Source organism: Kitasatospora sp. NPDC089509 (genome assembly GCF_044749365.1).
GTDB lineage: Bacteria > Actinomycetota > Actinomycetes > Streptomycetales > Streptomycetaceae > Kitasatospora.
In genome coordinates this window covers 30,979-54,669 of the sequence record NZ_JBIVHS010000038.1, presented here as the reverse complement: position 1 = coordinate 54,669, position 23,691 = coordinate 30,979, and the positions used below count along the sequence as shown (strand labels likewise).

The 23,691-nt window shown below is 74.7% G+C and carries 15 protein-coding genes; 8 read left to right on the top strand and 7 right to left on the bottom strand.

Annotation, left to right across the window (positions count from 1 at the left end; translation table 11 throughout):
- Positions 1-98: 98 nt before the first annotated feature.
- Genes ACIP4P_RS42265 through ACIP4P_RS42255 form a run of 3 tightly spaced genes read left to right on the top strand, consistent with a single transcriptional unit; the run spans position 99 to position 3,096 of the window.
- On the top strand, positions 99-1,037 hold the full coding sequence (locus ACIP4P_RS42265) for a 2-hydroxyacid dehydrogenase (protein ID WP_400928932.1): 939 nt from the start codon (positions 99-101) through the stop codon (positions 1,035-1,037).
- 46 nt (positions 1,038-1,083) lie between these two features.
- Positions 1,084-2,271 (top strand): acyl-CoA dehydrogenase family protein, encoded by a 1,188-nt coding sequence (locus ACIP4P_RS42260; RefSeq protein WP_400928929.1) that lies wholly within the window; start codon positions 1,084-1,086, stop codon positions 2,269-2,271.
- 27 nt (positions 2,272-2,298) lie between these two features.
- A complete protein-coding gene (locus ACIP4P_RS42255; protein WP_400928926.1) occupies positions 2,299-3,096 on the top strand; it encodes an SDR family oxidoreductase in 798 nt (265 codons plus the stop codon).
- Positions 3,097-3,126: 30 nt separating this feature from the next.
- On the opposite strand, the gene ACIP4P_RS42250 is transcribed toward ACIP4P_RS42255, so the two are convergent.
- Positions 3,127-3,756 carry a hypothetical protein gene (locus ACIP4P_RS42250; protein WP_400928923.1) on the bottom strand — a complete coding sequence of 210 codons (630 nt, stop codon included), beginning with the start codon at positions 3,754-3,756 and terminating at the stop codon, positions 3,127-3,129.
- 35 nt (positions 3,757-3,791) lie between these two features.
- Entirely contained in the window at positions 3,792-4,709 is a 918-nt protein-coding gene (locus ACIP4P_RS42245) for an inorganic phosphate transporter (protein WP_400928920.1), read from the bottom strand.
- A gap of 186 nt (positions 4,710-4,895) precedes the next feature.
- Here ACIP4P_RS42245 and ACIP4P_RS42240 point away from each other — a divergent pair, with 186 nt between their 5' ends.
- The 5 genes from ACIP4P_RS42240 (at position 4,896) to ACIP4P_RS42220 (ending at position 9,820) form a co-directional block, all read left to right on the top strand.
- Positions 4,896-5,735: a LytR/AlgR family response regulator transcription factor gene (locus tag ACIP4P_RS42240; protein WP_400928917.1), complete on the top strand. Its 840-nt coding sequence runs from the start codon at positions 4,896-4,898 to the stop codon at positions 5,733-5,735.
- Positions 5,736-5,927: 192 nt separating this feature from the next.
- Positions 5,928-6,227 (top strand): hypothetical protein, encoded by a 300-nt coding sequence (locus ACIP4P_RS42235; RefSeq protein ID WP_400928914.1) that lies wholly within the window; start codon positions 5,928-5,930, stop codon positions 6,225-6,227.
- Between the two features lie 186 nt (positions 6,228-6,413).
- Positions 6,414-6,698, top strand: coding sequence for a hypothetical protein (locus tag ACIP4P_RS42230; RefSeq protein ID WP_400928912.1), 285 nt, complete (start codon positions 6,414-6,416; stop codon positions 6,696-6,698).
- Positions 6,699-6,848: 150 nt separating this feature from the next.
- Entirely contained in the window at positions 6,849-8,612 is a 1,764-nt protein-coding gene (locus ACIP4P_RS42225) for a cation acetate symporter (protein ID WP_400928909.1), read from the top strand.
- The gene (locus ACIP4P_RS42220; RefSeq protein WP_400928906.1) at positions 8,609-9,820 is read left to right on the top strand and encodes a sensor histidine kinase; all 1,212 of its coding nucleotides are present in this window, start codon (positions 8,609-8,611) and stop codon (positions 9,818-9,820) included. The genes ACIP4P_RS42225 and ACIP4P_RS42220 overlap by 4 nt, the downstream gene beginning before the upstream one ends.
- Positions 9,821-9,831: 11 nt before the next feature.
- On the opposite strand, the gene ACIP4P_RS42215 is transcribed toward ACIP4P_RS42220, so the two are convergent.
- From ACIP4P_RS42215 to ACIP4P_RS42195, 5 genes are all read right to left on the bottom strand, one after another.
- Positions 9,832-10,584 (bottom strand): aldolase/citrate lyase family protein, encoded by a 753-nt coding sequence (locus ACIP4P_RS42215; protein WP_400928903.1) that lies wholly within the window; start codon positions 10,582-10,584, stop codon positions 9,832-9,834.
- A 55-nt stretch (positions 10,585-10,639) separates the two neighbouring features.
- A complete protein-coding gene (locus ACIP4P_RS42210) occupies positions 10,640-11,827 on the bottom strand; it encodes a cytochrome P450 (RefSeq protein WP_400928900.1) in 1,188 nt (395 codons plus the stop codon).
- Between the two features lie 137 nt (positions 11,828-11,964).
- Complete coding sequence (locus ACIP4P_RS42205) at positions 11,965-12,891, bottom strand: adhesin (RefSeq protein ID WP_400928897.1); 927 nt, start codon at positions 12,889-12,891, stop codon at positions 11,965-11,967.
- Between the two features lie 10 nt (positions 12,892-12,901).
- Entirely contained in the window at positions 12,902-15,607 is a 2,706-nt protein-coding gene (locus tag ACIP4P_RS42200) for a right-handed parallel beta-helix repeat-containing protein (RefSeq protein WP_400928894.1), read from the bottom strand.
- A complete protein-coding gene (locus ACIP4P_RS42195; protein ID WP_400928890.1) occupies positions 15,604-23,604 on the bottom strand; it encodes a putative T7SS-secreted protein in 8,001 nt (2,666 codons plus the stop codon). The genes ACIP4P_RS42200 and ACIP4P_RS42195 overlap by 4 nt, the downstream gene beginning before the upstream one ends.
- Between the last annotated feature and the right edge of the window lie 87 nt (positions 23,605-23,691).

The window sequence follows — 23,691 nt, the reverse complement described above, 5'->3', positions numbered from 1 at the left end:
TCCGGTCGTGCAGGGCCGGCCGGTCGGCGGCCGCTGACCGGCGACCTCGGCGCCCTCCTGGCGGACCCGCGCCGGGCCCGGGAACGGCGTATTCCGACGTGACCCCGGCGCCCCGACAGGTGTGGCTGCCCGTCCAGTTCGCCGACCTGGCCGGACTGCCCGCGGGCCTGCGCTATGGCCGCTGGGACGGCGGGCCGGTCTACCCGTCGGACCCGGCAGAGGTGGAGTTCTACGTCCCGCCGCTGGTCCAGGACGTCGGCACGGTCACCAGGCCGTTGCGGCTGATGACCCGCCTCGACGTCGTCCAGGCGCTGAGCTCGGGGACCGACGGGCTGCGGGAGGCGCTGCGGCGGCTGCCGCGCCGGGTGGTCCTGTGCAACGCGAAGGGGGTGCACTCCCGCAGCACGGCGGAGCTCGCCCTCTCCCTGGTGCTCTGCTCGCTCCGGGGGATGCCGGATTTCACGCGCGCTCAGGACCTGCGGCTGTGGAAGCCCGAGATGCACCCCTCCCTGTACGGGCGGTCGGTGCTCATCGTGGGCTACGGCTCGGTGGGGTCCGCCGTGGAGGACCTCCTGGTGCCGTTCGGGTGCGCGGTGACCAGGGTCGCGCGCACCGACCGGGCCTCGCCGCGGGGGCCCGTGCACGGCGTGTCCCGGCTCCCGGAACTGGCCGCGGGTGCCGAGGTGGTGCTGCTGACGACCGAACTGAACCGGGGGACACGGCACTTGGTCGACGCGGACCTGCTGGCCCGGCTGCCGGACGGCGCATTGCTGGTGAACGTCTCCCGGGGACCGGTCGTCGACACCGCGGCCCTGGTGGAGGCGGTGCGCGGCGGCCGGATCCGGGCGGCGCTGGACGTGACCGATCCGGAGCCGCTGCCGGCCGGGCACCCGCTCTGGGAGACGCCCGGCGTGCTGATCACCCCGCACATCGGCGGGGTCACGACGACGCTGTGGCCCCGGCTGGAGGAGCTGATCCGCCGACAGCTCGAACGGTTCGCGGCCGGCCGGGAACTCGACAACGTGGTGGCCTACTGATGCGGGCGGGCGCCGCCGGCCCGTCCCCGAGAGAAGAGAGACCAGCGTGGCCGTGGAGATCCCCGTTCCTGACCCCGCCTCCGGGCCCGTGGCAGCGGCGCGGTCACTGATCCCGCTGCTCACGGAGGAGGCCCCGGGCACCGAGAACCTCCGCAGGCTCACGGAGGCGAGCGTGGGCGCGCTGCGGGAGTCCGGCCTGCTGCGCTTGGGCACGCCCCGGGCCTGTGGGGGCCTCGGCGCGGACGTCCGTACCGCGGTCGACGTGTGCGAGGAGCTGGCGCGCGGCTGCGCGGCCGCCTCGTGGACCGTCGGCATCGCCTACGGGGGCGCCCTGTTCACCTCCCAGCTGGCGGCGGAGGAGCGCGCCGCGGTCTGGGCGGAGAGTCCGGACGCCGTCGTCTGCGGTTCCTCCAACCCGTCCGGAACGGCGCGGCGGGTGGACGGCGGCTGGGTACTGAACGGCCGGTGGGCGTGGTTGTCCGGGATCCACCACGCCCGGTGGGTGCTGCTCGGCATCTCCTGGACCGACCACGAGGGCGGGACGGAGCGGGGTATGGCGCTGGTCCCGCTGTCCGCGCTGACCGTCGAGGACGTCTGGCACGTGGCGGGCATGCGGGGCACCGGGAGCAACACGGCGGTGGCGGAGGACGTGCACGTGCCGGACTCCCGGACGATCTCCCTCTCCGCGATGGCGGACGGCGACTACCGGCGCCGCCACCCCGGCGAGCCGCGGATCACCTTCCACCTCTCCATCAACCTGCCGCTGGTGGCGACGGCGGTGGGGATCGCCGCCGATGCCCTACAGCGGGTCGTGGCGGCGGTGGCCGGGGGGAGGCGGGCGGTTTCGCCGCTGCACCGGCTGGTCGCCGAATCCCCCGCCCACCAGCTGAACGTGGCGGAGGCCGCGACGCTGATCGACACCGCCCGGCTCCATCTCGGCCGCGCCGCAGACGAGGTGGACGCGGCGGCCCGCGCCGGGAACCGCCCCGAACTCCTCGACCGGGCCCGGTCGAGGATGGACGCGGCCCACGCCATGCGGTGCGCGCGCGAGGCCGTGGCCCTGCTGCTCGACACCGCCGGGGCCGGCAGCTTCGCGGACGGCTCGGCGCTGCAACGGGCCTGGCGCGACATCGAGACGGCCTCGCGGCACGCGGCCTTCAGCGTCCAGACCAACCAGGAGATCTACGGCCGCGCCCTGCTGGGCGCCGAGCTACCGGCGAACCCGGTCATCTGAACCCAACCGTTCGAGAGGGAGCCGATCATGTCCGACCCGGCAAGCGGCGGCGGTCCGGCCGCCGCCACCGACAGTCCCGTACCAGGAACTCCGAGGGTGGCCCTGGTCACCGGGGCCGGGCGCGGCCTCGGTGCCGCGATCGCCGCCCGGCTGCACGGGCTCGGGCTGCGGGTCGCCCTGCTCGACCGCGACGCGGACTCCGTGGCTGGGGTGGCCCGTGGGCTCGACCCCGGCCTGGACGCGGTCCTGCCGCTGACGGCGGACGTGGACGACGCCCCGGCGGTGGAGGCGGCTCTGGCGCAGGTCGCGGACCGCTGGCACGCGCCCGACGTCCTGGTCAACAACGCCGCCCGCACCGTGCCCGGGTCGGTCTGGGACATCGCACTGGAGGAGTGGGACTCCGTCATGACGACGAACCTGCGCAGCGTCCTGGTGCTGACCCGGCTGTGCGCCCCGGCGATGCGCGAACGCGGCTGGGGGCGGGTGGTGAACCTCTCCTCGCTGGCGGGCCAGCAGGGCGGCACACTCGCCGGAGCCCACTACTCCGCCGCCAAGGCCGGCGTCCTGGCGCTCACCAAGGTCTTCGCCCGGGAACTGGCCCCGTACGGGGTGACGGTCAACGCGGTCGCCCCGGCGGCCGTCCGCACCCCCGCCGTGGACGAGCTCGGCGCCGAGGCGGTGGCCGCGGCGGCGAAGAGCATCCCGGTCGGCCGCCTGGGCCGGCCGGCCGAGGTCGCCGCCCTCGTCGCGTACCTGGCGAGCGAGGACGCCGGCTACGTCACCGGCGCCACCTTCGACATCAACGGTGGCTCGCACATGCGCTGACCCCGCCGGCCCCCGGCCCCGCCGCCGCTGTCACAGGCCGCGCTTGACGACCCCGTCGGCGAGCGAGTCGCAGGCCTGGAGCAGGCGTTCGCGGACCAGGTCGAGGCGGCCCAGCAGGGCGAAGAGTTTGAGCGACTCGGTGGTGGTCCGGTCCTGGAAGAGGGCGGCCATCTGCTGGCGGTGCTCGCGGTCCAGGGTGACGATGGCGAGTTGGCAGTCCAGCAGGCGGTCGGTCGCCATCGGTTCGCCCGCCATGACGTCCGCGATGGTGCGGCAGAGCCGGTCGACCGCCCGGACGATGCCCTGGGCGAGCGGCACCAGCCGGTCCGGCGACTGCGGTCGGTACATCTCGGTCTCCCGGATGAACTCGTGCAGCGCGTGGATCCCGCCGACCACCGCCCGGGAGACCCGCAGCAGGTCCTCCCGGTCCACCGGGGTGACCAGGCAGCGGGAGACCCGCTGGTGGACCTGCGCGGCCCGGGCCCGGCCGGCCTCCCGGTTGAGCTTGGAGCGGGCGGTCGCCTCCGCCGGGATGGACTCCCCGGTGCTGACCAGCAGCACCTCGGTCGCCGCCCTGCGCAGCGACTCCAGCAGACCGGTCAGCGCCTCCGCCAGGGCCGGGTCGGGCCGGCCCGCGAGCACGGCGGAGAGCGCCCGCACCCGCGGCCACCGCGCGGCGCGGCGCCGCGGCGGGGTCAGAGCCAGCGGAGCGCCAGGGTGCCGATCGTCCCCAGCGCCATCGAGCTCGGCAGGGTGAGCGCCCAGGCCGACAGGATGCGAGTCACTGAATTCCATCGGATCTTCCTTCCTCCGAGGGCCAGTTCGGCCCCGACCAGTCCACCTGACAGGGATTGCGTCATGCTCACCGGAGCCCCCAGCGCGGCCGATCCCAGCACCGCGGCCGCCGCCGCCAGCTCCGCCGAGAGCGCGGTCGCCGGCTGCACCGGCACCAGGCTCTCGCCGAACGACCGGGACGCCTTGGGCAGGCCGACCAGCAGCCCGCCCGCGAACACCACGGCCACCACCGCGTTCGCCGCCGCCCCGTAACCGCACCCGCCCATCGCGAACGCGGCCAGCATCTTCTGGCCGTCGTTCAGCGCGTAGGCGACGCAGAGCAGCGCGAAGGCGTACGGGTGCCCGGAGCGGAGCCGGGCGGTCGCCCGCAGCCGGGTGCGCACCACGAAGGCCAGCGCCGCCCCGGCGAACGGCGCGGTCGCGGCCAGCGCCAGCAGTGGCAGCAGGCTCCCCGGGTGCACCGGTTCGCCCAGCCCGATCCGGGCGCCGGTCAGGGCGCCGACGACGGCCAGGGTCAGGCTGCTGGGCCGGCCCCGAGCGGTGAGGAACAGCGCCACGCCGATCGCCGCGGTCAGCCCGACCAGCGCGGCGGCGCCGCCGTGTGCGCCCTGGACCGCCAGCCGCTGGCCGAAGGTCCGGGCCACCGCGGTGCCCAGCAGCACCGGCACCACCGCCACCGCGCCCACCAGCAAGACCAGTTGGTACCTGAGCCGCAGCCCGGACAGCTTCAGGCCGGTGGCCAGCAGGGCGCCGCCGTCGTTCGCGCCGACCACGGCGGAGAGCAGCACGGCCACGGCGACGATCGCGGTACGGTCCATCGAGGGGGTCCTCCCGTCGGCTGTGCGTGGCGGTTGCCGCGGGCCGAAAGGCCCTGCGGTTCGATGCGCGCCCTGAGAGAACGTCAGTACGAGCCCGTCGGTTCAGTGTTCATCTCAATGACTTCAAACAGACGCCTCCGGTCCGGGGGCTCGTCGTGCTCCGATGGGTCGCCTAGACTCCGGGCCGTGCTGCGCGTACTCGCCGTCGACGACGAACCACCCGCCCTGGAGGAGCTGTTGCACCTGCTCCGGGCCGACCCACGCGTGGAGCGGGCCGAGGGCGCCGCCGACGCGACCGAGGCCCTGCGGCGGATCTCGCAGGCCCTGGAGGCCGGGACGGACAGCCCCGACGGGCTCGACGTGGTGTTCCTGGACATCCACATGCCGGGCCTCAGCGGCCTGGACACCGCCCGCCTGCTGGCCGGCTTCGCCAAGCCGCCCGCGATCGTCTTCGTCACCGCCCACGAGGGCTTCGCCGTCCAGGCCTTCGACCTCAACGCCGTCGACTACGTCCTCAAGCCGGTGCGCCGCGAGCGGCTGGCCGAGGCCGTCCGGCGGGCCGGCGAGCTGGTCGGCGCGGCCCGGCCGGCCGCCGACCGCGGCGGGCCGCCCGCGCCCGCCGAGGCGTCCGCGCCGCTGGACACCGGTACCGGCCCGGGCCGTGCCGCGGCGGACGACGAGGTCGTCCCGGTCGAACTCGGCGGCGTCACCCGCTTCATACCGGTCTCCGAGATCACCTACGCCGAGGCGCAGGGCGACTACGCCCGGCTGCACACCGAACGCGGCACCGGCCACCTGGTGCGGATCCCGCTCTCCGCGCTGGAGGAGCGCTGGCGCGAGCACGGCTTCGTCCGGATCCACCGCCGCTACCTGGTCGCCCTCCGGGCGGTGCGCCAACTGCGCACCGACGGGGGCACGGTGAGCGTCCAGGTCGGCGACGAACTGCTCGCGGTCAGCCGCCGCAGCGTGCGTGAGCTGCGGGATCTCCTGCTGCGCCCGGCGCGGGGCCTGCCGCCGCGCGGCTGACCGGGCGGCACGGCCCGGACGGGCCCGCGACCGTTCGTCGCGCCACACGGACCATCCGGCGCACCGTCCGGCCGTACGGCGACCGGCCGCCGCCAACCCGTCCGGGACGCAGCGGTGTTGGCCTACGGTGAAACCGGTTCGGACCGGAAGGTCCGGGGCACCACGAGCGCTGGGCCCGGAGCGGAGGCAGGGGTGTCCGAGGTCGACGAGTTGCTGATGGCGGTCCACCGCCTGTCCGGCGGCGCCCCCACCACCCCCGGGGAGCTCGCCGACCACCTCGCCCGGCTCAAGGGCGTGGCGGCCCAGTGGTCGGAGGTCCTGCTGGAGGTCTCCGAGATCTGCCGCACCCTCGGCGGTGCCCACACCGCCACTGCCGCGGAGATCGCCTACCGGCGGGCCGAGGAGTCGTTCGTGGAGCTGGAGATCGCCCACAGCTCCGCCACCGGCTCGTTCCGCCGCCGAGGCCCCGGCGCCGGGGTGGATGCGCTGTGAAGTTCCGCGCCCACCCCTGGTAATGAGTTCGTTCGTCTGACTAAAATCCCCAGAACTCTGACGGACCCCGTCTCTCCGGGGGCCGCGCAAAGGGGGGAGACTTTGTCAGCTGAGCGGTCCCGGCCCCGGCGGGAGCAGGTCACCGGCACACCGGGACCAGGGGCGCGGGCACGCAGCGCCGTCCCGGTGGGCGGGACGCGGGCCGCCCCCGACCCGCGGCTCAGATCGCTGATGCGGCGCCGGCTGCGCACCGCCCTGCTGGGCACCGGCTGGCTCGTCCTGCTGCTGGGCTCGCTCCCGCTGCTGCTCGAACTCTCCCCGGCTGCCGCCGACTTCCGGATCGCCGGGATCCGGCTGGCCTGGCTGCTGCTCGGCGTGCTGGCCTACCCGGTGCTGTGGCTGATGGGCCGCTGGTACGTCCGGCGGGTCGAGCGGGACGAGGCGGCCGAGCGCACCGGGGCACGGACATGAGCGAGCGGAGCGAGCGAGTCGTCGAGAGGTGCGCGTTCCGCGAAGAGGCCGCCGAGCGCAGCGAGGTGGGCGCATGAGCGAGCGGAGCGAGCGAGTCGTCGAGAGGTGCGCGTTCCGCGAAGAGGCCGCCGAGCGCAGCGAGGTGGGCGCATGAGCGGTTCCTACGCGATAGCCGCCGTCGCCCTGGTGGCCCTGGCCACCGTGCTGATCGGCGGCCTGGGACTGCGACTCTCTCGCACCACCTCGGACTTCTACGTCGCCTCCCGGGCCGTCAACCCCCGCGTCAACGGGGCGGCGATCAGCGGCGAGTACCTCTCCGCCGCCTCCTTCCTCGGCATCGCCGGGCTGGTGCTGACCGACGGCGCCCACGGGCTCTGGTACCCGGTCGGCTACACGGCCGGCTACCTGGTGCTGCTGTTCTTCGTCGCCGCGCCGCTGCGCCGCTCCGGCGCGTACACCGTGCCCGACTTCGCCGAGGCCCGGCTGGAGTCGGCCCGGGTCCGCCGGACCGCGAGCCTGCTGGTGATCGTGATCGGCTGGCTGTACCTGATGCCGCAGCTGTACGGGGCCGGTCTGACCCTGCGCACCGCCACCGGCGCCCCCGAGTGGCTGGGCGGCGTCCTGGTCGCCGTGGTGGTCACCGCCAACGTGCTGGCCGGCGGCATGCGCAGCGTCACCCTGGTGCAGGCCTTCCAGTACTGGCTCAAACTGACCGCGCTGCTGGTCCCGTTGGTCTTCCTGCTGCTCGCCTGGCGGGCCGACGGCGCGCCGAGGGCCTTCGACGCCGGGCGGCCGGTCTTCCACCGGGCGGCCGCGGTGCGGGTGGACCAGGCCGTGCGCATCGAGGTGACGGAGGGTGTCCGGGTGACCGTCCGGGGCACCGTGGACGGCCGGGCCCTGGACCACGAGGAGTTCCGGCTGACCGTCGGCCGGCACACGGTGGGGCCCCGGACGGTGCTGGACTTCCCCGCCGGGGCGGCCGTGCCGTTGCGCGCCGACGGCCCGCCGGTCGCCGACTGGGGGCGCCCGGCCGCCACCGGCAGCGAACCCCACCCGCTGTACGCCACCTACGGGCTGATCCTGGCCACCTTCCTCGGCGCGATGGGCCTGCCGCACGTGGTGGTCCGCTTCTACACCAGCCCGGACGGCCGGGCCGCCCGCCGCACCACCCTGGTGGTGCTCGGCCTGCTCGGGGTGTTCTATCTGCTGCCGCCCGTCTACGGCGCGCTGGCCCGGCTGTACGCCCCGGACCTCGCGCTGACCGGGAACACCGACGCCGCCGTGCTGCTGCTGCCCGAGCGGCTGATCGGCGGCACCGGCGGTGCGCTGCTCGGGGCCCTGCTCGCCGGGGGCGCCTTCGCCGCCTTCGTGGCCACCTCCTCCGGCCTGGCCGTCTCGCTGGCCGGGGTGCTGCACCAGGACTTCCTGCGCAGCCCGGGGGTGCGCGGCTTCCGGCGGGCGGCCGCACTGGCGATGGCGGCGCCGGCCGTGCTCACCCTGGTCGCCCCGCACCTGTCGATCGCCGACGCGGTCGGGCTGGCCTTCGCGGTCGCCGCCTCCTCGCTGTGCCCGCTGCTGGTGCTCGGCATCTGGTGGCCGCGGCTGACCCCGGCCGGCGCGGTCGTCGGGGCGCTGGCCGGGGGCGGGGCGGCGCTGGTCGCCACCGCCCTCACCATGACCGGACGGTTCCCGGACGGCTGGCCGCACACCCTGCTGGCCTGGCCCGCGGTGTGGACGGTGCCGCTCGGCTTCCTGGGCATGGTGGCGGTCTCGCTGGCCACCCCGGGCACCGTCCCGCCGGGGACGGCGGCGACGCTGGCCCGGCTGCACCTGCCGGAGCCGCTGACCGCCGAGGCGCCGAACCCCGAGCAAGCAGACCCTGGTCCGTCGAAGGGGAGGGAGACCGAGCGATGACCGGGACCGTCCTGCTCCTCCTGGCCGCGCTGCTCTGCGGCGCCGCCGTCGGCGCGCTCGCCCACCGGGCGCTGGCCCGCCGCCGCCCCCGGACCGACGACGGGGACACCGCGGTCGAGCGCGCCACCTTCCGCACCCTGCACACCGCCGCGCTCGCCGCCCCGCCGCTGCGGGCCGGCCTGACCGAGGACACCGCCCGCAAGGCCGCCCGCCGCCTGCGCTCGCTGCTCGGCACCCAGGCGCTCTGCCTCACCGACGAGCACGCCGCGCTGGCCTGGGACGGCACCGGCGACCACCACCGGGCCGGGGCGACGGCCACCGCCGCCGCCGTGCTGGCGGGCGGACGGCCGCACCTCGTCCCGGTCGCGTGCGAGGACCCGCGCTGCACCCTGCGCTGGGCGGCGGTCGCGCCGCTGCTGGTGGACGGCCGGGTGCTGGGCACGCTGATCGGCTACACCGCCGAGAGCAGCCCGGTGCTGGTGCGGGCCACCGACGAGGTCGCCCGCTGGGTCGCGGTCCAACTGGAGCTCGCCGAACTCGACCGCTCGCGCAGCCGGTTGATCGAGGCGGAGATCCGCACCCTGCGGGCCCAGATCTCGCCGCACTTCGTCTTCAACTCGCTCGCCGCGATCGCCTCGTTCGTCCGCACCGACCCGGACCGGGCCCGTGAACTGCTGCTGGAGTTCGCCGAGTTCACCCGCTACTCGTTCCGCCGGCACGGCGACTTCACCACCCTCGCCGACGAGTTGCGCTCGATCGACCAGTACCTCGCGCTGGTCCGCGCCCGGTTCGGGGAGCGGCTGCGGGTGACGCTGCGGATCGCCCCCGAGGTGCTGCCGGTCGCGCTGCCCTTCCTGTGTCTGCAGCCGCTGGTGGAGAACGCGGTCAAGCACGGCATCGAGGGCCGCCCGGACACCAGCCGGATCACCATCACCGCCGAGGACGCGGGGACGGAGGCCGAGGTGGTGATCGAGGACGACGGCATCGGTGTGGCCCCGGAGCGGCTGCGGGCGATCCTGCGCGGCGAGGGCGACCCGTCCACGGGCATCGGATTGAGCAACGTCGACCAGCGGCTGCGGCAGGTCTACGGCGACGCCCACGGCCTGGTGATCGAGACCGCCGAGGGCGCCGGGATGAAGATCACCGTACGGATCCCCAAGTACCACCCGGGCGTCCAGGTCGCCGCCCGGCCGGGACCGGTCGGCTGAGCGGACCGGTACTAGGCGGCGAACGGGCCCGGGAGGGCGCCGAACAGTCGTCGCAGGGCCGGGAGTTCGCCGGGAGAGCCGACGCACTGGCCGGTGAAGCCGAGCTCCGCGGCCGCGGCCGCGCCGGCCAGCAGCCCGGGGCCCGCCGGCAGGCCGCCCCGGACGTCGTGGACCGGTCCGGGCAGGCCTTCGGAGGCCGAGGCCAGGACGACGGCGAGCATCGCCCGACGGCGGGCGCCCGGCCCGCAGCCGAGCACCCGCCGCCCCGCCGCGTCCAGCAGGGCCAGCCGGGCGCCGGAGTGGCCGAGCCGGACCACGGACGGGTGGGAGACGATCCGGCCCAGGGCGGCGACCCCGGCCGCGCACTCGATCACCGGCATCAGGGGGGTGCCGTCGGAGGCCTCGGCCAGCGCGTCGAGTTCGGCGGCGGAGGAGGTCTCGGGCACGATCAGGCCGTCCACCAGCCCGGCGAGCGCCTCGGCGTCGCGGCGCGCCTCGGGCTCGTACCCCGGCCGGATGCGGGCCCAGACCTGGCTGCGGCAGCGGCGCGGCGGCAGCAGCGCCTCGACGGCGGCGGCCCGGGCGGCCCCCGGGCTCTGGGAGGCCCACCCCTCGTAGAGGTCCAGCACGATCGCGTCCGGGGCGAAGGCCGGGTCGAGCCGGTCCGCCGCGGAGCGGTACGGCGGGATCATCAGGAAGGAGCGGGCGGGCGTGGTGTCGGAGGGTGCCGTACGGCGGAGCTCGGAACGGACGGTGGCGTACATCGACGGCCTCCAGAGCCGGGTGGGGAGGGACGGGGTGGGGCGGGGTTCGCCCGGGTCACCAGGCGACCGGCAGGCTCTCCAGGCCCTGGACGATCGCGCGGTCGCGGTAGCGGAGCTCCTCGAACGGGACGGCGAGGCGCAGGCCGGGCAGCCGCTGCAGCAGGGTGGTGAGCATCAGCTGCAGTTCGGTGCGGGCGAGCGTGTGGCCGAGGCACAGGTGGACGCCGTGCCCGAAGGCGAGGTGGCGCCGGGAGTCGGCGGTCACGTCGAGCAGGTCCGGGGCGGGGAAGGCCTTGGGGTCGCGGTTGGCGACCGGCAGGAGGCAGAGCACGCCCTCGCCGGCCCGGACGGTGACGTCGCCGAGCGGGACGTCCTCGACGGCGACCCGGGCCGTGCCGGTGTGGCCGACCACACTGGTGTAGCGCAGCAGTTCGTCGACCGCGCCGCGGACCGCCTCGGGGCGGGCGCGCAGGTACGCGAGCTGCTCGGGCTCGCGCAGCAGGGCGAGGACGGAGAGCGCGGCCGCGTGGGCGGTGGTCTCGTGCCCGGCGAGCAGCAGCAGCCGGGCGGTGGTGGCGGCCTGGACCGGTGTCAGGTCCTCCTGGTTGACCAGGTGGCTGAGCACGCCCTCGTCGGGGGTGCGCAGCTTGGCCTCGGCGAGGTCCGTCAGGTAGCCGCCGAGCTCCTGCCAGGCCGCCCGGGTGGCCTCCAGCGGGGCGTCGTAGTCGACCACGGTGCGGCTGTGCCGCTGGAAGAACGCGTGGCCCTCGTACGGGACGCCGAGCATCAGGCAGATCACCAGCGAGGGCACGGGGAGGGTGAAGTCGGCTACCAGGTCGGCCGGTTGGCCGCCCTGGACCATTCGGTCCAGCACCACGTCGACGGTCTCCTGGACCCGGGGGCGCAGCGCCTCGGTGCGGCGGACGGTGAACCAGCCGGCCACCTTGCGGCGCTGCCGGGCGTGCTCCGGGTCGTCCATCCGGACGAAGCCGGGGTCGCCGCTGAGCAGGAAGGCCCGGCCGGGGTTGGGGAACGGGAAGCCGGGGCGGCGGACGTCGGCGCTGAACCGGTGGTCGGCGAGCACCTCGCGGACGTCCTCGTGGCGGGTGATGATCCACGGGCGGCTGCCGTCGGCGAGGGTGACCCGGGTGATCGGGGCGTGGTCCCGGGCGTACTCGTAGGCGGGCGCCGGGGCGAACGGGCAGCTGCCCCGGGTGGCGGGGAAGGCGAGGGGATCGGGCATGCGGTGCTCCTTCGGGTGTGGTGGCGGCCCCGTCCCGGGGGTAGGGACGGGGCCGCCGTGGCAACCGGCCCCGCCACGGGGGACGGCGGGGACCCGGTGCCGAACAGGAGCACGATTGAGACCACTGGTCGGTTCAATCAGCCTTTCTTGCAAGTGACTTGGATCTGCGCGGCGGCGTGGTGGGGCACCGAGCCGTCGGCCCACTTGTCGTCGCCGCGGTCGAGCAGCAGCACCGCGATCCGGCCGCCGCGGACCTCGAAGGTGCCGGCCGGCACGGTCTGGCCGGTGGTGTCGGCCTGCTGGACCCGGAAGTCGCCGTACTGGCTGGCCGGGTCGGCGGGGTCGGCGAGCACGGCGTAGCTGGTGGGGTGGCCGCCCACGTGGTTGTTGTCGTGGTCGTCCGGCACGTACACGGACACGTCGCAGCTCTTGGCATCGCCCACCGACCACCACCAGACGGCCCGCCCGGCGCCGTCGTGGTCCGGGTCGCCGGACATCGGGACGGCGGTGAAGCTGCCGTCGCAGCCGTGGTCGGTGAGGCCGCCGGTCCTGACGGTGGACCAGCCCTTGGTGTCGTCCCGGTTGTCCTCGCGGTAGCCGCCGCCGTCCGGTGTCGGGCAGCCGGGGCCGGCCCAGGCGGTGTAGCCGTCGGCGGCGGGCGCGTTGCTCGCGGGGGCGTCGCTCGTCGGGGCGTCGGACGGGGGCGCGTCCGAGGCCAGGGCGTCGGAGGCCGGGGCGTCGGTTGGCGGCGCGTCCGTGGCCGGGGCATCCGTCGGGTCCGGGGCGGCGGCCGCGGCGGCCACCGGCGCCGGAGCCGGGGTGAGCCGGTGGACCAGGCCGGGGGTGAACACCGCGACGGCGGCCAGCGAACCGGCCAGCAGGGTGGTCGACCAGACCCGGCGCCCGGGCAGCAGGTGGCGCACCGGTGGGCGGCTGTGCCGGGCGAAGGTGGGGGCGAAGCCCTCGGCGCCGGGGCGTCCGGCCGGGGGGCGCAGGGTGACGGCGGTGTCCGGCAGCGGCTCGGGCTCGGGGGGTACGGCTGCGGATTCGGGCGTGGCGGGCATGGCGGTCCTCCTACGGGGTGGGCAGGTCCTGGGCGGTGAGGGTGACGAGGTCGGCGTCGGCCGGGGCGTCGAGTTCGGCGACCCGGTAGGCCTGGCGCTCCGTCATGGCCTGGAAGATCTGCCGCGCGGTGCGGCCGTTGCCGAAGCGGCGGTCGCGCGGGGTGGCGTCGAAGAGCGTGTGCAGGGCGGTGCGGGCCGGGTCGGTGAGCCGGTACTGGTGCTCGGCGGCGTGCCGTTCGACGATGCCCACCAGCTCCGGGGTGCCGTAGTTCTCGAACAGCAGGGTGCGGTTGAAGCGGGAGGCCAGGCCGGGGTTGGAGTCGATGAAGGTCTCCATCTCCTCCGAGTAGCCGGCCACGATCACCACCACGGCGTCGCGGTGGTCCTCCATCAGCTTGACCAGGGTGGCGATCGCCTCCTGGCCGAAGTCGTTGCCGATCCCGGGCGGCACCAGGGAGTAGGCCTCGTCGATGAACAGCACGCCGCCCATGGCCTGTTGGAACACCCGTTGGGTTTTCGGCCCGGTGTGGCCGACGTACTCGCCGACCAGCGCGGAACGGTCCGCCTCGACCAGGTGGCCGCGCTCCAGCAGTCCGACGGCGGCCAGGATCCGGCCGTACAGCCGGGCCACGGTGGTCTTGCCGGTGCCCGGATTGCCCGCGAAGACCAGGTGGCGGCTGAGCGGCGGCGCGGGCAGCCCGGCGTCCTCCCGGCGCCGGACCATCTGCATCAGCTTCACCAGCGAGGAGACGTCGTGCTTGACCCGCTCCAGGCCGACCAGCTGCTCCAGCTCGGCCAGCAGCTCCTCCAGGCTCTCCTGGGGCGGCTCCTCGACCGGCGCGGGCCCGGGCGCGGCCTCGGCGGCGGGGCCGCCGCCCCCGGCGGGGTTGCCGACGGCGAGGGCGCCGCGGGTCCGGCCGCCGGGCTCGGGCCACTGCGCCGAGGCGACGTCCTGCGCGGTGCAGTCCTGGACGGTCGGCGCGGCGCCCTCCGCCAGGTCGAGGTCCTGCCCGGCGTCCCGCACCCGCAGCGCGCGCAGGACGGGGTCGGCGCCGGCGCCGACGTGCACGGCGGGGAAGGCGGTCGCGGCGAAGGCGCAGCGCTCGAAGGTGCCCCCGCCGCCCTCGCCGACGAACAGGCCGTTCTTGCCGCTGCCGGTGACGGTGGTGTCGGTGACGGTCGGGGCGGCGCCCTTGCCGACCACCAGCCCGCTGCCCGCGGTGTCCCGGACCGTGCAGCGCTCGACGGTGGGCCCGGAGCCGTCCTCGATCACCAGTCCGGCGGTGCCGGCCCCGCTCACCCGACAGTCGCGCAGCACGGCGGCGGAGACCGGGCCGAGGGTGATCCCGGCCCGCTCGACGGAGCGGACGTCGCAGTCGGTGAGCAGGAGCTCGCCGGAGGAGGCGACGGCGACCCCGGTACGGCCGCGCACGACGGTCAGGCCGTCCACGGTCGCGCTCGCCTCGGCGTCCAGCTGGAGGCCGGACAGCGCGCAGTCCACGGCCCGTCCGCCGGTCAGCGAGAGCTCGCCCCGGTCGGTCACCCGGACGCCGTGCTCGGGGGTGGGCCCGACCCGGACGCCCGTCAGCGCGGCCCTGGCCCGCACCCCGACGTGGACGGCGCTGAAGGCGCAGTCCACCAGGTCGCTCTCGGTCAGGGTGAGCTGCGCACTGTCGTACGCCAGCGCGCCGTTGGCGGCGGCCTCGCGCACCGAGGTGCCGCGGACCGTCAGCCGGGCGCGGACCCGCGCCACCAGACCGGTGCCGGTGGGCCGGGAGACCAGGCAGTCCACCACCTCCACCGCACAGTCCTCGGCGGCGGTGACGCCGGAGCCGGCCGTCTCCCGGACCCGGCAGTCCATCAGCAGCACGTCAGCGCGGTCGGACACGGCGACGCCGTCGCCCCCGGTGCGCAGCACCTCGCAGCCCACCAGCAGCACCCCGCCGTCGGCGCTCGGTACCCCGCCGTCGGCGCTGCCGGGCCGGCCCTCGACCGGGCCGGTCCGCGGGGAGCTGCCGGTGACCTGGACGCCGTCGCCGGCGGTGTCCCGCAGCCGGCAGTCCAGCAGCAGGACGCTGGCGTGCTCCTCCACCAGCAGACCGTTGCGCCCGGCGTCGACGGTCTCGCAGTCCCGGACGGCGGCGCGGGCCTCGCCGCGCACCCGCAGGCCCGAGCCGGTCACCCGGCGCACCTCGGTCTCGGACAGCACCGCCGCCGCCCGGCCGGCCACCACCACCCCGGTGCCGTCGATGTCCTCGACCGTGCAGCGGTCCAGCACCACCGGGCCGCTGGTGGTCAGGTGCACCCCGGCCAGCGCGGCCCGGTGGACCCGGCTGCCGCGCAGCACCGCCGAGGCGGAGCCGCCGACCTCGACCCGGCCGCCGCTGACCTGGCAGTCGGTGAGCTCGGCCGCGCCGGAGAACACCACCACGGCCGGCCTGGTCCGGTCCCCGCCCTCCAGCGCGAGCCCGCTGACGGACGCCTGCGGGGCGGCCAGCTCCAGGACGGGCAGGTCGGCCTGGGGCGCGACCACGCGCACCGTGCCGGCCCCCTGCTCCGGGACGAGCGAGACCGGACGGTGCAGCAGCAGCCGCTCCCGGTACTCGCCGGGGGCGATCCGGATCTCGTCACCGTCGTCGGCGGCGCCGATCGCGTCGGCGATGGTGCGGTGCGCGCCCCGGCCCTTGGGCGCCACGAGTCGGACCGTGGGGGTCATGATGCCTCCGAGTGGTTCAGGAAGGTGTCGGGGATGTCGTCGAGCGGGGTGACCAGCGCGCGGGCCGGCTCGTCCGTCGGGACCGGCGGAGGCGGCGGTGCCGGGATCGCCAGCGCGGGCTTGATGTTGGCGGCGTTCAGCAGCGCCTTGCTGGCCGTCTTCTCGGCCAGGCTCTCCGTGAAGAACATGCCCAACTCGCCCAGTCCGCCGCGGTGGTAGAGCCGGGAGCCCATGTACACGTTGGCGATGTTCTTGGTGAGTCCGATGGTGCTCGCGCTGGCCAGCGAGCCCAGGCCGCCCCAGGCGCCGGCCAGCAGCGCCGTGCCGCCGTAGAGGTGCTGGCCGTTGACGCCGAAGGCGGCGGCGTTGATGGTGTTGCCGAGGAAGCCGCTGACGAAGCTGGACAGGATGCCGGTCGAGATGTCGTAGCTGGCGGTGCGCCAGCGGACCGGGAACTCGTGGCTGGTCCACTCGGTCGCCCAGTCGTCCACCGAGGCGTAGTTGTGGCGGTTGAAGTTCTTGCCGAAGTCGACGTTCCAGACGCCGTAGCGGAACTTGCCGGCCGGCGTCAGGTCGTACAGCGCGGTGAGGCCGCCCTTGACCACCCCGCCCACCACGCCGCTGACGACCGCCTTGGCGAAGTCGAGCGGGCTCGGGTCGCGGTGGTTGATCCCGGCCTCGGCCAGGTTGACGACGGTGGAGGCCGCGAAGTCGAGTACGAAGCCGGTGCCGAAGTCGATCGCGGCCTTGCGCAGCACCTGGACGCCGTGCGGCATGAACCGGGATTCCCCGCCGCCGGCCACCGTGCCCGTCCACAGCTCGTGCCAGGCGTCCTTCATCTCCCGGTTGAAGCCGCGGAACTCGGAGACCCCGCCGCGGAAGTCCATGTCCCGGCCGGCGATCCGCCAGCCGGTGTGCCCGTTCTCGCCGACGAAGCGGGCCGGGTCGACCTTGGGGAACTGCTGGTGCTCGGCCCAGAACTTGGTGGCGTTCCACTGGCCGAAGGCGTCGGTCTGCCAGATCCGGCCGGAGATGGTCTTCTGGGCGACCAGGTTCTGGCCCGAGTACTCGCGCCACTGCCCCCACACGTGGTCCGTCTCCCGGTAGCGGGCCGGGACGCCGTCGGCGGCGGGCGCGAGTTCGGTCTTGGAGCGGACCGGCTTGCCCTGGTCGAACTCCCGCCAGACGTTGCGGTCGACGGCGGTGACGCCGTGCTGACCGGCCTGGTTGACCGGGTGGTCGGTGAGGGTGTGGCCGAACTCCCGGATCTTGCCGCCGTCCCGGGTCCGGATCACCAGGCCGTCGACGGTGTCGGTCCAGTGGTCGCCGCCGCCCGCGCCGTGGCCGCCGGTGTAGGCGCGGGTGCCGTCCACGACGTCGCCGCCGGGGCCGACGTGCTGGACGTGGTAGGTCGTGGTCCCGTTCGGGTTCCGGATCGCCGACACGTCGGTCCAGTGGTTCGGGGTGAGCTCGTTGTGCTCGCGGACCAGCGCGCCGCCCGCGTCGAAGTCCTTGAAGGAGTCGTCCCAGGTCCGGGAGTTGGCCGCACCGCGGTTGTTGAGCCGCTTCCCGGTGGCCAGTTGGTTGCCGTCGGCGTCGTAGGAGGTCCAGGTCCAGTCGGTGCGGCGCGGGTTGCCGTGCGCCTGGACGTACTGGTCGCCCCACTGGTCGCGCCGGCCGGTGATCTGGTTGAGGTCGTTCTTGTCCACCCACAGGCCGGAGTCGTCGGCGTTGTTCGCGAGCGGGTGCTCGCCCCGGTACTCCCGCCAGCCGCCGTTGACCTCGCGCTGGGCGACGTACAACTGGCCGTCATGGCCCTGGAAGACGTCCTGCCAGTGGCCGTTGCTGTCCACCAGCCGGGTGCCCGAGGTGCCGTTGCTGGAGCTCCAGTGCAGGGTGTACCCGGCGTAGCCGTCCGCGGTGGGGTGCGGCGGGACGGGCGACTGGGACCACTGGTTCGGGTTGGCGCGGTCCTTGCCGAACTGGACGGTGGTGCCGTCGGAGAGCTTTCGTTCACCGCGCACGGCCCGCCCGAACTGGTCGAGGTCGACCCAGCTGCCGTCCGGGGAGGTCTTGCGGATGCCGGTGATGATTGAGCCGTCCGCCCGGGTCTCGGTCCACTTGAAGACCTGGTTCAGCGAGTCGCCGGTGAAGGTGGAGTTGGCGAAGCCGCCGTGGAACTTGTCCAGCCCGGCCTGGGAGTGCCAGCGGGAGGCGGGCATCCGCTGCTCGGCCAGTCGGCGCACCTCGATCGAGCCGCCGCCGCTCAGCTCGTCCTTGAAGGCGGTGGGCTTGTTCTGGGCGCTGAACTCCAGGTACTTGTCGGGGTTCACGTGCGCGACGCCGTCGGCGTCCCGGGCGACGTCGAACACGCGGTACTTGTTGAGGCTGTCCAGGCCGGCCGCGGCCGAGTTCTTCGCCTGGGCGTAGATCTTCTCTCCGGTGGCGCCGTCGACGACGTAGTCGTAGAAGGCGCCCGTGCCGTAGTGCTGCCGGGTGCCCGAGAGCAGCAGGTTGCCGTCCCGGTCGAAGCGCTCCCAGTCCCAGCGCTTGTTCTGGAACGCGTCGTGCCAGGTCGGGTTGGGCCGGGCCTGGGCGCGGATGTGCCCACCGTCCGGGGCGAGGTGGTAGTCGCGGACCACCTTGGAGCCGTCGTAGTCCCGGATGGTGTGGCGGTCCGGGTCGAAGATCCGGTTGCCCGAGCGGTAGCTGTTGGGCGCGCCCACCCCGCCGACGTCCCGGGGGTCGTAGGAGTGCCAGCGCATCGCGCCGCCGGCCCGGTCGGCGTCCACCTGGAGGACGTGGCCGTTGAGCAGGATCTCGCGTTCGAACTGGGTCCGGCCGGAGCTGACGATCCGGAGCTTGCCCTCGCCCATCAGCTGCGCCTGGCCCTGCACGTAGTGGCCCCAGGCGCCGTTGCCGGCCGCGTCCACCTTGCGGGCCAGGCCGGTGGTGTGGTCGATCACCCAGGCCTCGCCGGTGGGCCGCCCGCCCGGGCCGCGGATGCCGATCTTCTCCTCCACCAGCAGGCCGGCCCGGTCGAAGGTCACGGTGTTGCCGGTGGTGTGGGGGCGCGCGTCGGTGAAGACGAAGCGGTCCCCGTCCTTGGTGACCGTGCCGTGCAGGACGCGGCCGTCGCCGTCCACGGCGCGCAGGACGGGATCGCCGCCGCCGACGCCCGGGGTCTCCCGGATTCCTGCCGGGTGGCCCATCGGGAGGTGCTCGTTCCCGGCCATCACCTTCTCGAAGGAGGCCATGCCGCCGTCGGCGTTGTAGTGCCACACGTCGCCGCGCCCGGTGCCGAGCGCGTCGTCGCCACGCAGCGAGAAGCCCCGGACGTCGCCGTTGGGGAACCGGTCCACGGTCAGGGCGTGGTCGCCGCCGGGCGCGTGGGCGGTCGGGTTGAGCGGGTCGCCGTGGTTGACGGTGATCGTGGTGTGGCCCTGGGGGTTGTCGCCGCCGTGGTACGGGCGCAGGGTGATCTCCTGGCTGGTCAGCGCCCCTTCGCCGTCGAAGTGCCAGCGGTTGCCGGTGGCGGTGTCCCGGATGGTGGGGCCGCCCAGCGGGGCCGAGCTCGGCCCGGGCCGGAACTCCACGTCGTGGCCGGGCACGGCGGTGCCGGTCCCGTCGATGACCGTGTACTCGTGCCCGTTGGGCCCGAAGGCGTCCCGCAGGTGGGTGGCGCCCTCGGGGCCGCGGCCGCCCAGCGAGAGGTCCTTGGCCTGGACGGTGCCGTCCGCGTCCAGGTGCCAGACGTGGCCGGAGGCGTCCGTGACGGTGTGGCCGCCGCCGACCCCGCCGGGGGCGAGGGTGTGGCCGAGGTCGGCGCCGGTCCCGTCCACCAGGGAGTGGGTGGGGGCGCCGGGGCCGTCGTAGCGGGTCGACAGGTGCCAGTCGGCGGGCGGGTTGAGCGTGCCGCCCGCGCCGGTGACCGGGGTGTCGTGGCGGACCAGCCCGCCGGTGCGGTCGTAGTGCCAGCTCTGTCCGGCGCCGTCGGTGACGGTGTGTCCGCCGGCCCCGCCGTGGCCGCCCGGGGTCAGCTGGTGCGAGCCGACGGTCGCGCCGGTGCCGTCCACCAGCGTCGCCTCGCCGCCGGGGGTGGTCCGGAGGTGCCAGTCCGCGCCGGGCGTCACCGGGCCGGTGAGCCGGTGGTCGGTGTGCAGCAGGGCGTTGTCGGCGCCGTAGTGCCAGCGGGTGGAGAGGTCGGCGTTGGTGATCGTGTGGCCGCCTCCCTCGGCGACCACGGTGTGGGTGCCGACCACCGCGCCGGTCCCGTCCACCGCCACCGGCGGTGCGCCGTCGGCGATCCGTACGTGCGAGACGCCGTCCGGCCCGGCTCCGGTGAGGGCCCGGTCGTGGAACCGTAGGGTGCCGTCCGCCCCGAAGCGCCAGCGGTCGGTGCCGTCGGAGACCAGGTGGCCGCCGCCGTCGGTGGTCACCGTGAAGCCGGGGTGCGGGTCGCCGGCCCGGTCGACGACGGCGAGCGAGCCGTCGGTGCCGTTGCGCACGAACAGGTCGGGGTGGCCCTGGAAGGCGGTCTCGGTGGCCAGGTGGGTGCCGTCGGCGCCGTGCACCCAGCGGCCGGCCGGGGTCTCGACGACCAGGTTCCCGGCCTGGTTGGTGGTCACCGTGCTGTTCGGGACGTGGTCGGGGCCGTTCATCAGGACCGAGGTGTGGTCCGCGTTCGTGGTGACGATGTGGCCGCCGGCCGTGTCGACGGGCGTCACGGTGAAGCCGGGGTGGGCGTCGCCGGCCCGGTCGACGACGGCGAAGGAACCGTCCAGGCCGTTGCGCACGTAGGCGTCCTGGCCCCCGAAGCGGGTGTCGGTCGCCAGGTGGGCGCCGTCCTCGGCGTGCACCCAGCGCGTCCCGTCGCCCAGGTCGACCACGAAGTGGTCCCCGTTGCGGAGCACCGTGCTGTTGAGCACCACGTCGTTGCCGCGCATCAGGCGCGGGGTGCCGTCGCCGGTGCCGGTCACGATCCTGGTCCCGTTGAGCTCCGCCGTGGTGAGCGGGACGCTCGGGGTCGGCTGCAGCATGCCGCCGCGCAGCCGGCCCCCCATGTCGCTGGGGACGGCCGTCGCCATCGCCGCCAGGTCGTGCCGGACGACGGCCGGGTCCATTCCCAGGGTGCCGAGGGCGTGTTCGGCGTTGGCGAGCTTGAGTTCGGCCTTGCTCACCTCCAGCCGGGCCAGCGCCTCGGCCGGGCTGACACCGGTGGAGCTCTCGCCGACGTGGTCGAGGCGCCCGAGGGCGTCCTGCGCGTGGCCGAGGTCGCTCAGCGACTGCTCGTAGTGGAGCCAGGCCCGGAACCGCTCGATGCCGGCCGGCCCGGCGTTGCCGCCGGTGATGACCTCGAAGTGGCCCTGGCGGTAGAGGTCCATGTTGGCGGCGACGGTGCTGCCGCCGCGGGTGTCGACCGAGGGGTCGTGGGTGGTCGGCTGGAACAGCTCCGGCTGCTTCCCCTTGGCCAGGGGCGGCGTGCTCTCCGGGAGGCCGTGGCCGCCGTCGTCCAGGAGGTGGAGGGCGCTGGGCTGCGGGCCGGGTTCGGGACGGACGGCCAGTGGCTCGGGTGCGGTGAGGACGGCCGACCCGCTGCCCTCGGTGCCGCCGAGTTCCAGGCCGGGGCCCTTGCTGCCGGCATGATCGAGGTGTCCGGTGGCGGTCGAGGTCTCGCCGAGGGGTGAACTCGCGCCGGTGGTCGCGGGCTTGGGACCGTGGCCGTCCCCGAGCAGGTCCATCGCCAGGTTCCGCGAGGCGACCGGGTCGTGGGTGGCACTCGGGGTCGCGCTGGTCCGGAAGTCACCGAGACCGGCCTTCGGGCCGGTGTCCAGCGCGGTCTTGGGGCCCACGTCGAGCGCGTGGTTCATCGGTCCGGGGTTGTCGGGCAGGTGGAGGGCCGGGGTGGGGCGGATGCCGACGGCGTGGTTCATGGCGCCGGGGTTGTCGAGGAGTTGGACGGACGGGTTGGGGTGGGCGCCGAGGCCGACGGCGTGGTTCATCGGGCCCGGGCTGTCCAGCAGGTGGTTCGCCGGGTTGCCGGGCAGGGCGCCGCCGGGGGAGTGGCTCATGGCCCCCGGGGTGTCGAGGCCGTGCGGCGACGGAGTGCCGTGCAGCGACGGGGCGTTCTGCAGTCCAGTGCTCAACGCCTGGGCGTGCTCGGGGACTTCGCCGATCTGCAGGGTGATCCCGTGGTGGCTGACGTTGGTGATGTGGACGTCGCCGTTGGCGATCGCCTTGAGCTCGGGGATGGCGAGCTCGAAGCCGAACTCCGCCTGCTTGACGGCGTTGTGGGCGAAGTTCAGGCCCTGGCCGGCGCCGGTGGTGCGGACCGCGGTGCTCTCCAGGTGGGTCGGGGTGAGCGAGCGGCCGGACAGGTCGAGGCCGTGGCCGCCGAGGGAGGAGCCCGAGCCGCCGAGCCCGTCCAGGTGGGTCTTCGGGACCAGCAGACCGCTGTCGGTGCGGGCGAGGCCGGTGTACTGGTCGATCGCCTTCAGGTTGTCGACTGCGCTCACCCCGTGGACCAGGTTGTTCCCGAGGTTGCCGCCCAGCCCGTGGCCGAGGTCGGTGCCGATCGTCGAGGTCAGGCCGTGACCGAGCTCGCCGCCGAGGCCGCTGCTCACCCCGCGCAGGGACGGCAGTGCGCTGGTGCCGAGGCCGAGCGGCCCGGTCTCCGCCAGGTGGCTGAAGCCGTTCGTCCCGAACCCGGCCGTCCCGAGGTGGAGTTCACCACCGAGCACACCGAGGTGGGCGTTCATCGGGTTCACCCCGGACATCCCCGGGTGGAGCAGCTCCATCCCGCCGCGCACCCCCTGGCCGACGGCGAGCTTCGCCAGGTCCGTCCCGGCCAGGCCGAAGCCCCGCTCCAGCACGGCGAGTTTGAACGCGCCCTGGTAGCCGGCCACCGCCAGCTCCCCGTAGTGCAGCGGCATGACGGCGCTGACCGCGAGGTCGAAGGCCCGGCCGCCGAGGGTGAGCACGTAGGCGCCGAGCTTGCCGCCGGTGCCGGACGCCGCCCAGGTGCTCAGGAAGAAGTCCCGCTTGGCCGCGAGGAGGAGGCTGTTCCAGGTGCCCTTGACGAACCCGGCCGCGCTGGCGAGCAGCGCCGGAACGGCCTTCAGCGCGCTGCCGAGCATGCCCGGGACGGCCTTCGTGGTGGCCAGGAAGGCCTGGCCCACCACCGAGGGGTTGGGCAGGACCTGGGCGAAGCCCTTGGCGGTGAGCACGAACCCCTTGGCCGCGCCGGTGACCAGGACCTTGGCGCCGGCGCCGATGCCCTTGAGGACGCCGACCAGGCTGATCGCCTTGGTCGTCGGCCCGAGCAGTCCGAGGGCGGCCAGGCCGAGTTCCAGCCCGGAGGCCTTGCCCTGGGCGAAGTCGACCGCGGTCTTGGCGAACAGGGCCCCGTTCAGCGCGAAGGCGAGCAGCCCCAGCGGGCCGCCGACGAAGATCGCCACCACCGAGACGGTCATCGCCAGGATGGAGAAGACCTCCCAGAAGATCTTCCAGCCGCTGACCGGGAGCTTCACCTTCTGCCCGGCCCGGCGCAGTTCGCCCTCCATCGTGCGGTTGGCGCCCTCCAGGTCGGTCTTGGCGTCCATCGCGTCCTGCTTGGGCTTGGCCAGCTGGGTCTGGTAGTCCTCGGCGTTCTTGTCCAGCGCCTGCGCGGCCTGGAACGCGGCGTCCGCCTTGGACTGGGCCTCCTCCATCTTGGTCCGGTAGGTCGACATCGCGGAGCCGGCGATGTCGAAGGACTCGTACAGGGCCCCGATGAAGGTCTTCAGCTCGCCGGAGATCTTCTCCCGCAGGGCGTCCGCGGTCTTGCCGACGAACTTGCCCTCGCCCTGGTTCAGCAGGGCCGTCAGGCCGTCGTTGACATTGCCCGACAGCTGTTTCAGGTCGTCCATCTTGGTCTGGATCTCCTGGATCACCGTGGGGTCGCCAGGGGTCGGGTCCTTGCCGAAGCCCAGTACGCTCCAGTCCCCGCCGCGTGCCATCACGCCTCCCTGTGCTCCGCCGGTCGTCCGACGGAGGCACGAACGGACCAGCCCCGCGGTTCAGTTGAACCCGGAGCGGGCGCCGGC

Coding starts and splice junctions, on each gene's coding strand:
- ACIP4P_RS42200 (WP_400928894.1), bottom strand. CDS start 15,607: ATGACCCCCACGGTCCGACTCGTGGCGCCCAAGGGCCGGGGCGCGCAC.
- ACIP4P_RS42205 (WP_400928897.1), bottom strand. CDS start 12,891: ATGCCCGCCACGCCCGAATCCGCAGCCGTACCCCCCGAGCCCGAGCCG.
- ACIP4P_RS42245 (WP_400928920.1), bottom strand. CDS start 4,709: ATGGACCGTACCGCGATCGTCGCCGTGGCCGTGCTGCTCTCCGCCGTG.
- ACIP4P_RS42255 (WP_400928926.1), top strand. CDS start 2,299: ATGTCCGACCCGGCAAGCGGCGGCGGTCCGGCCGCCGCCACCGACAGT.
- ACIP4P_RS42210 (WP_400928900.1), bottom strand. CDS start 11,827: ATGCCCGATCCCCTCGCCTTCCCCGCCACCCGGGGCAGCTGCCCGTTC.
- ACIP4P_RS42215 (WP_400928903.1), bottom strand. CDS start 10,584: ATGTACGCCACCGTCCGTTCCGAGCTCCGCCGTACGGCACCCTCCGAC.
- ACIP4P_RS42220 (WP_400928906.1), top strand. CDS start 8,609: ATGACCGGGACCGTCCTGCTCCTCCTGGCCGCGCTGCTCTGCGGCGCC.
- ACIP4P_RS42225 (WP_400928909.1), top strand. CDS start 6,849: ATGAGCGGTTCCTACGCGATAGCCGCCGTCGCCCTGGTGGCCCTGGCC.
- ACIP4P_RS42195 (WP_400928890.1), bottom strand. CDS start 23,604: ATGGCACGCGGCGGGGACTGGAGCGTACTGGGCTTCGGCAAGGACCCG.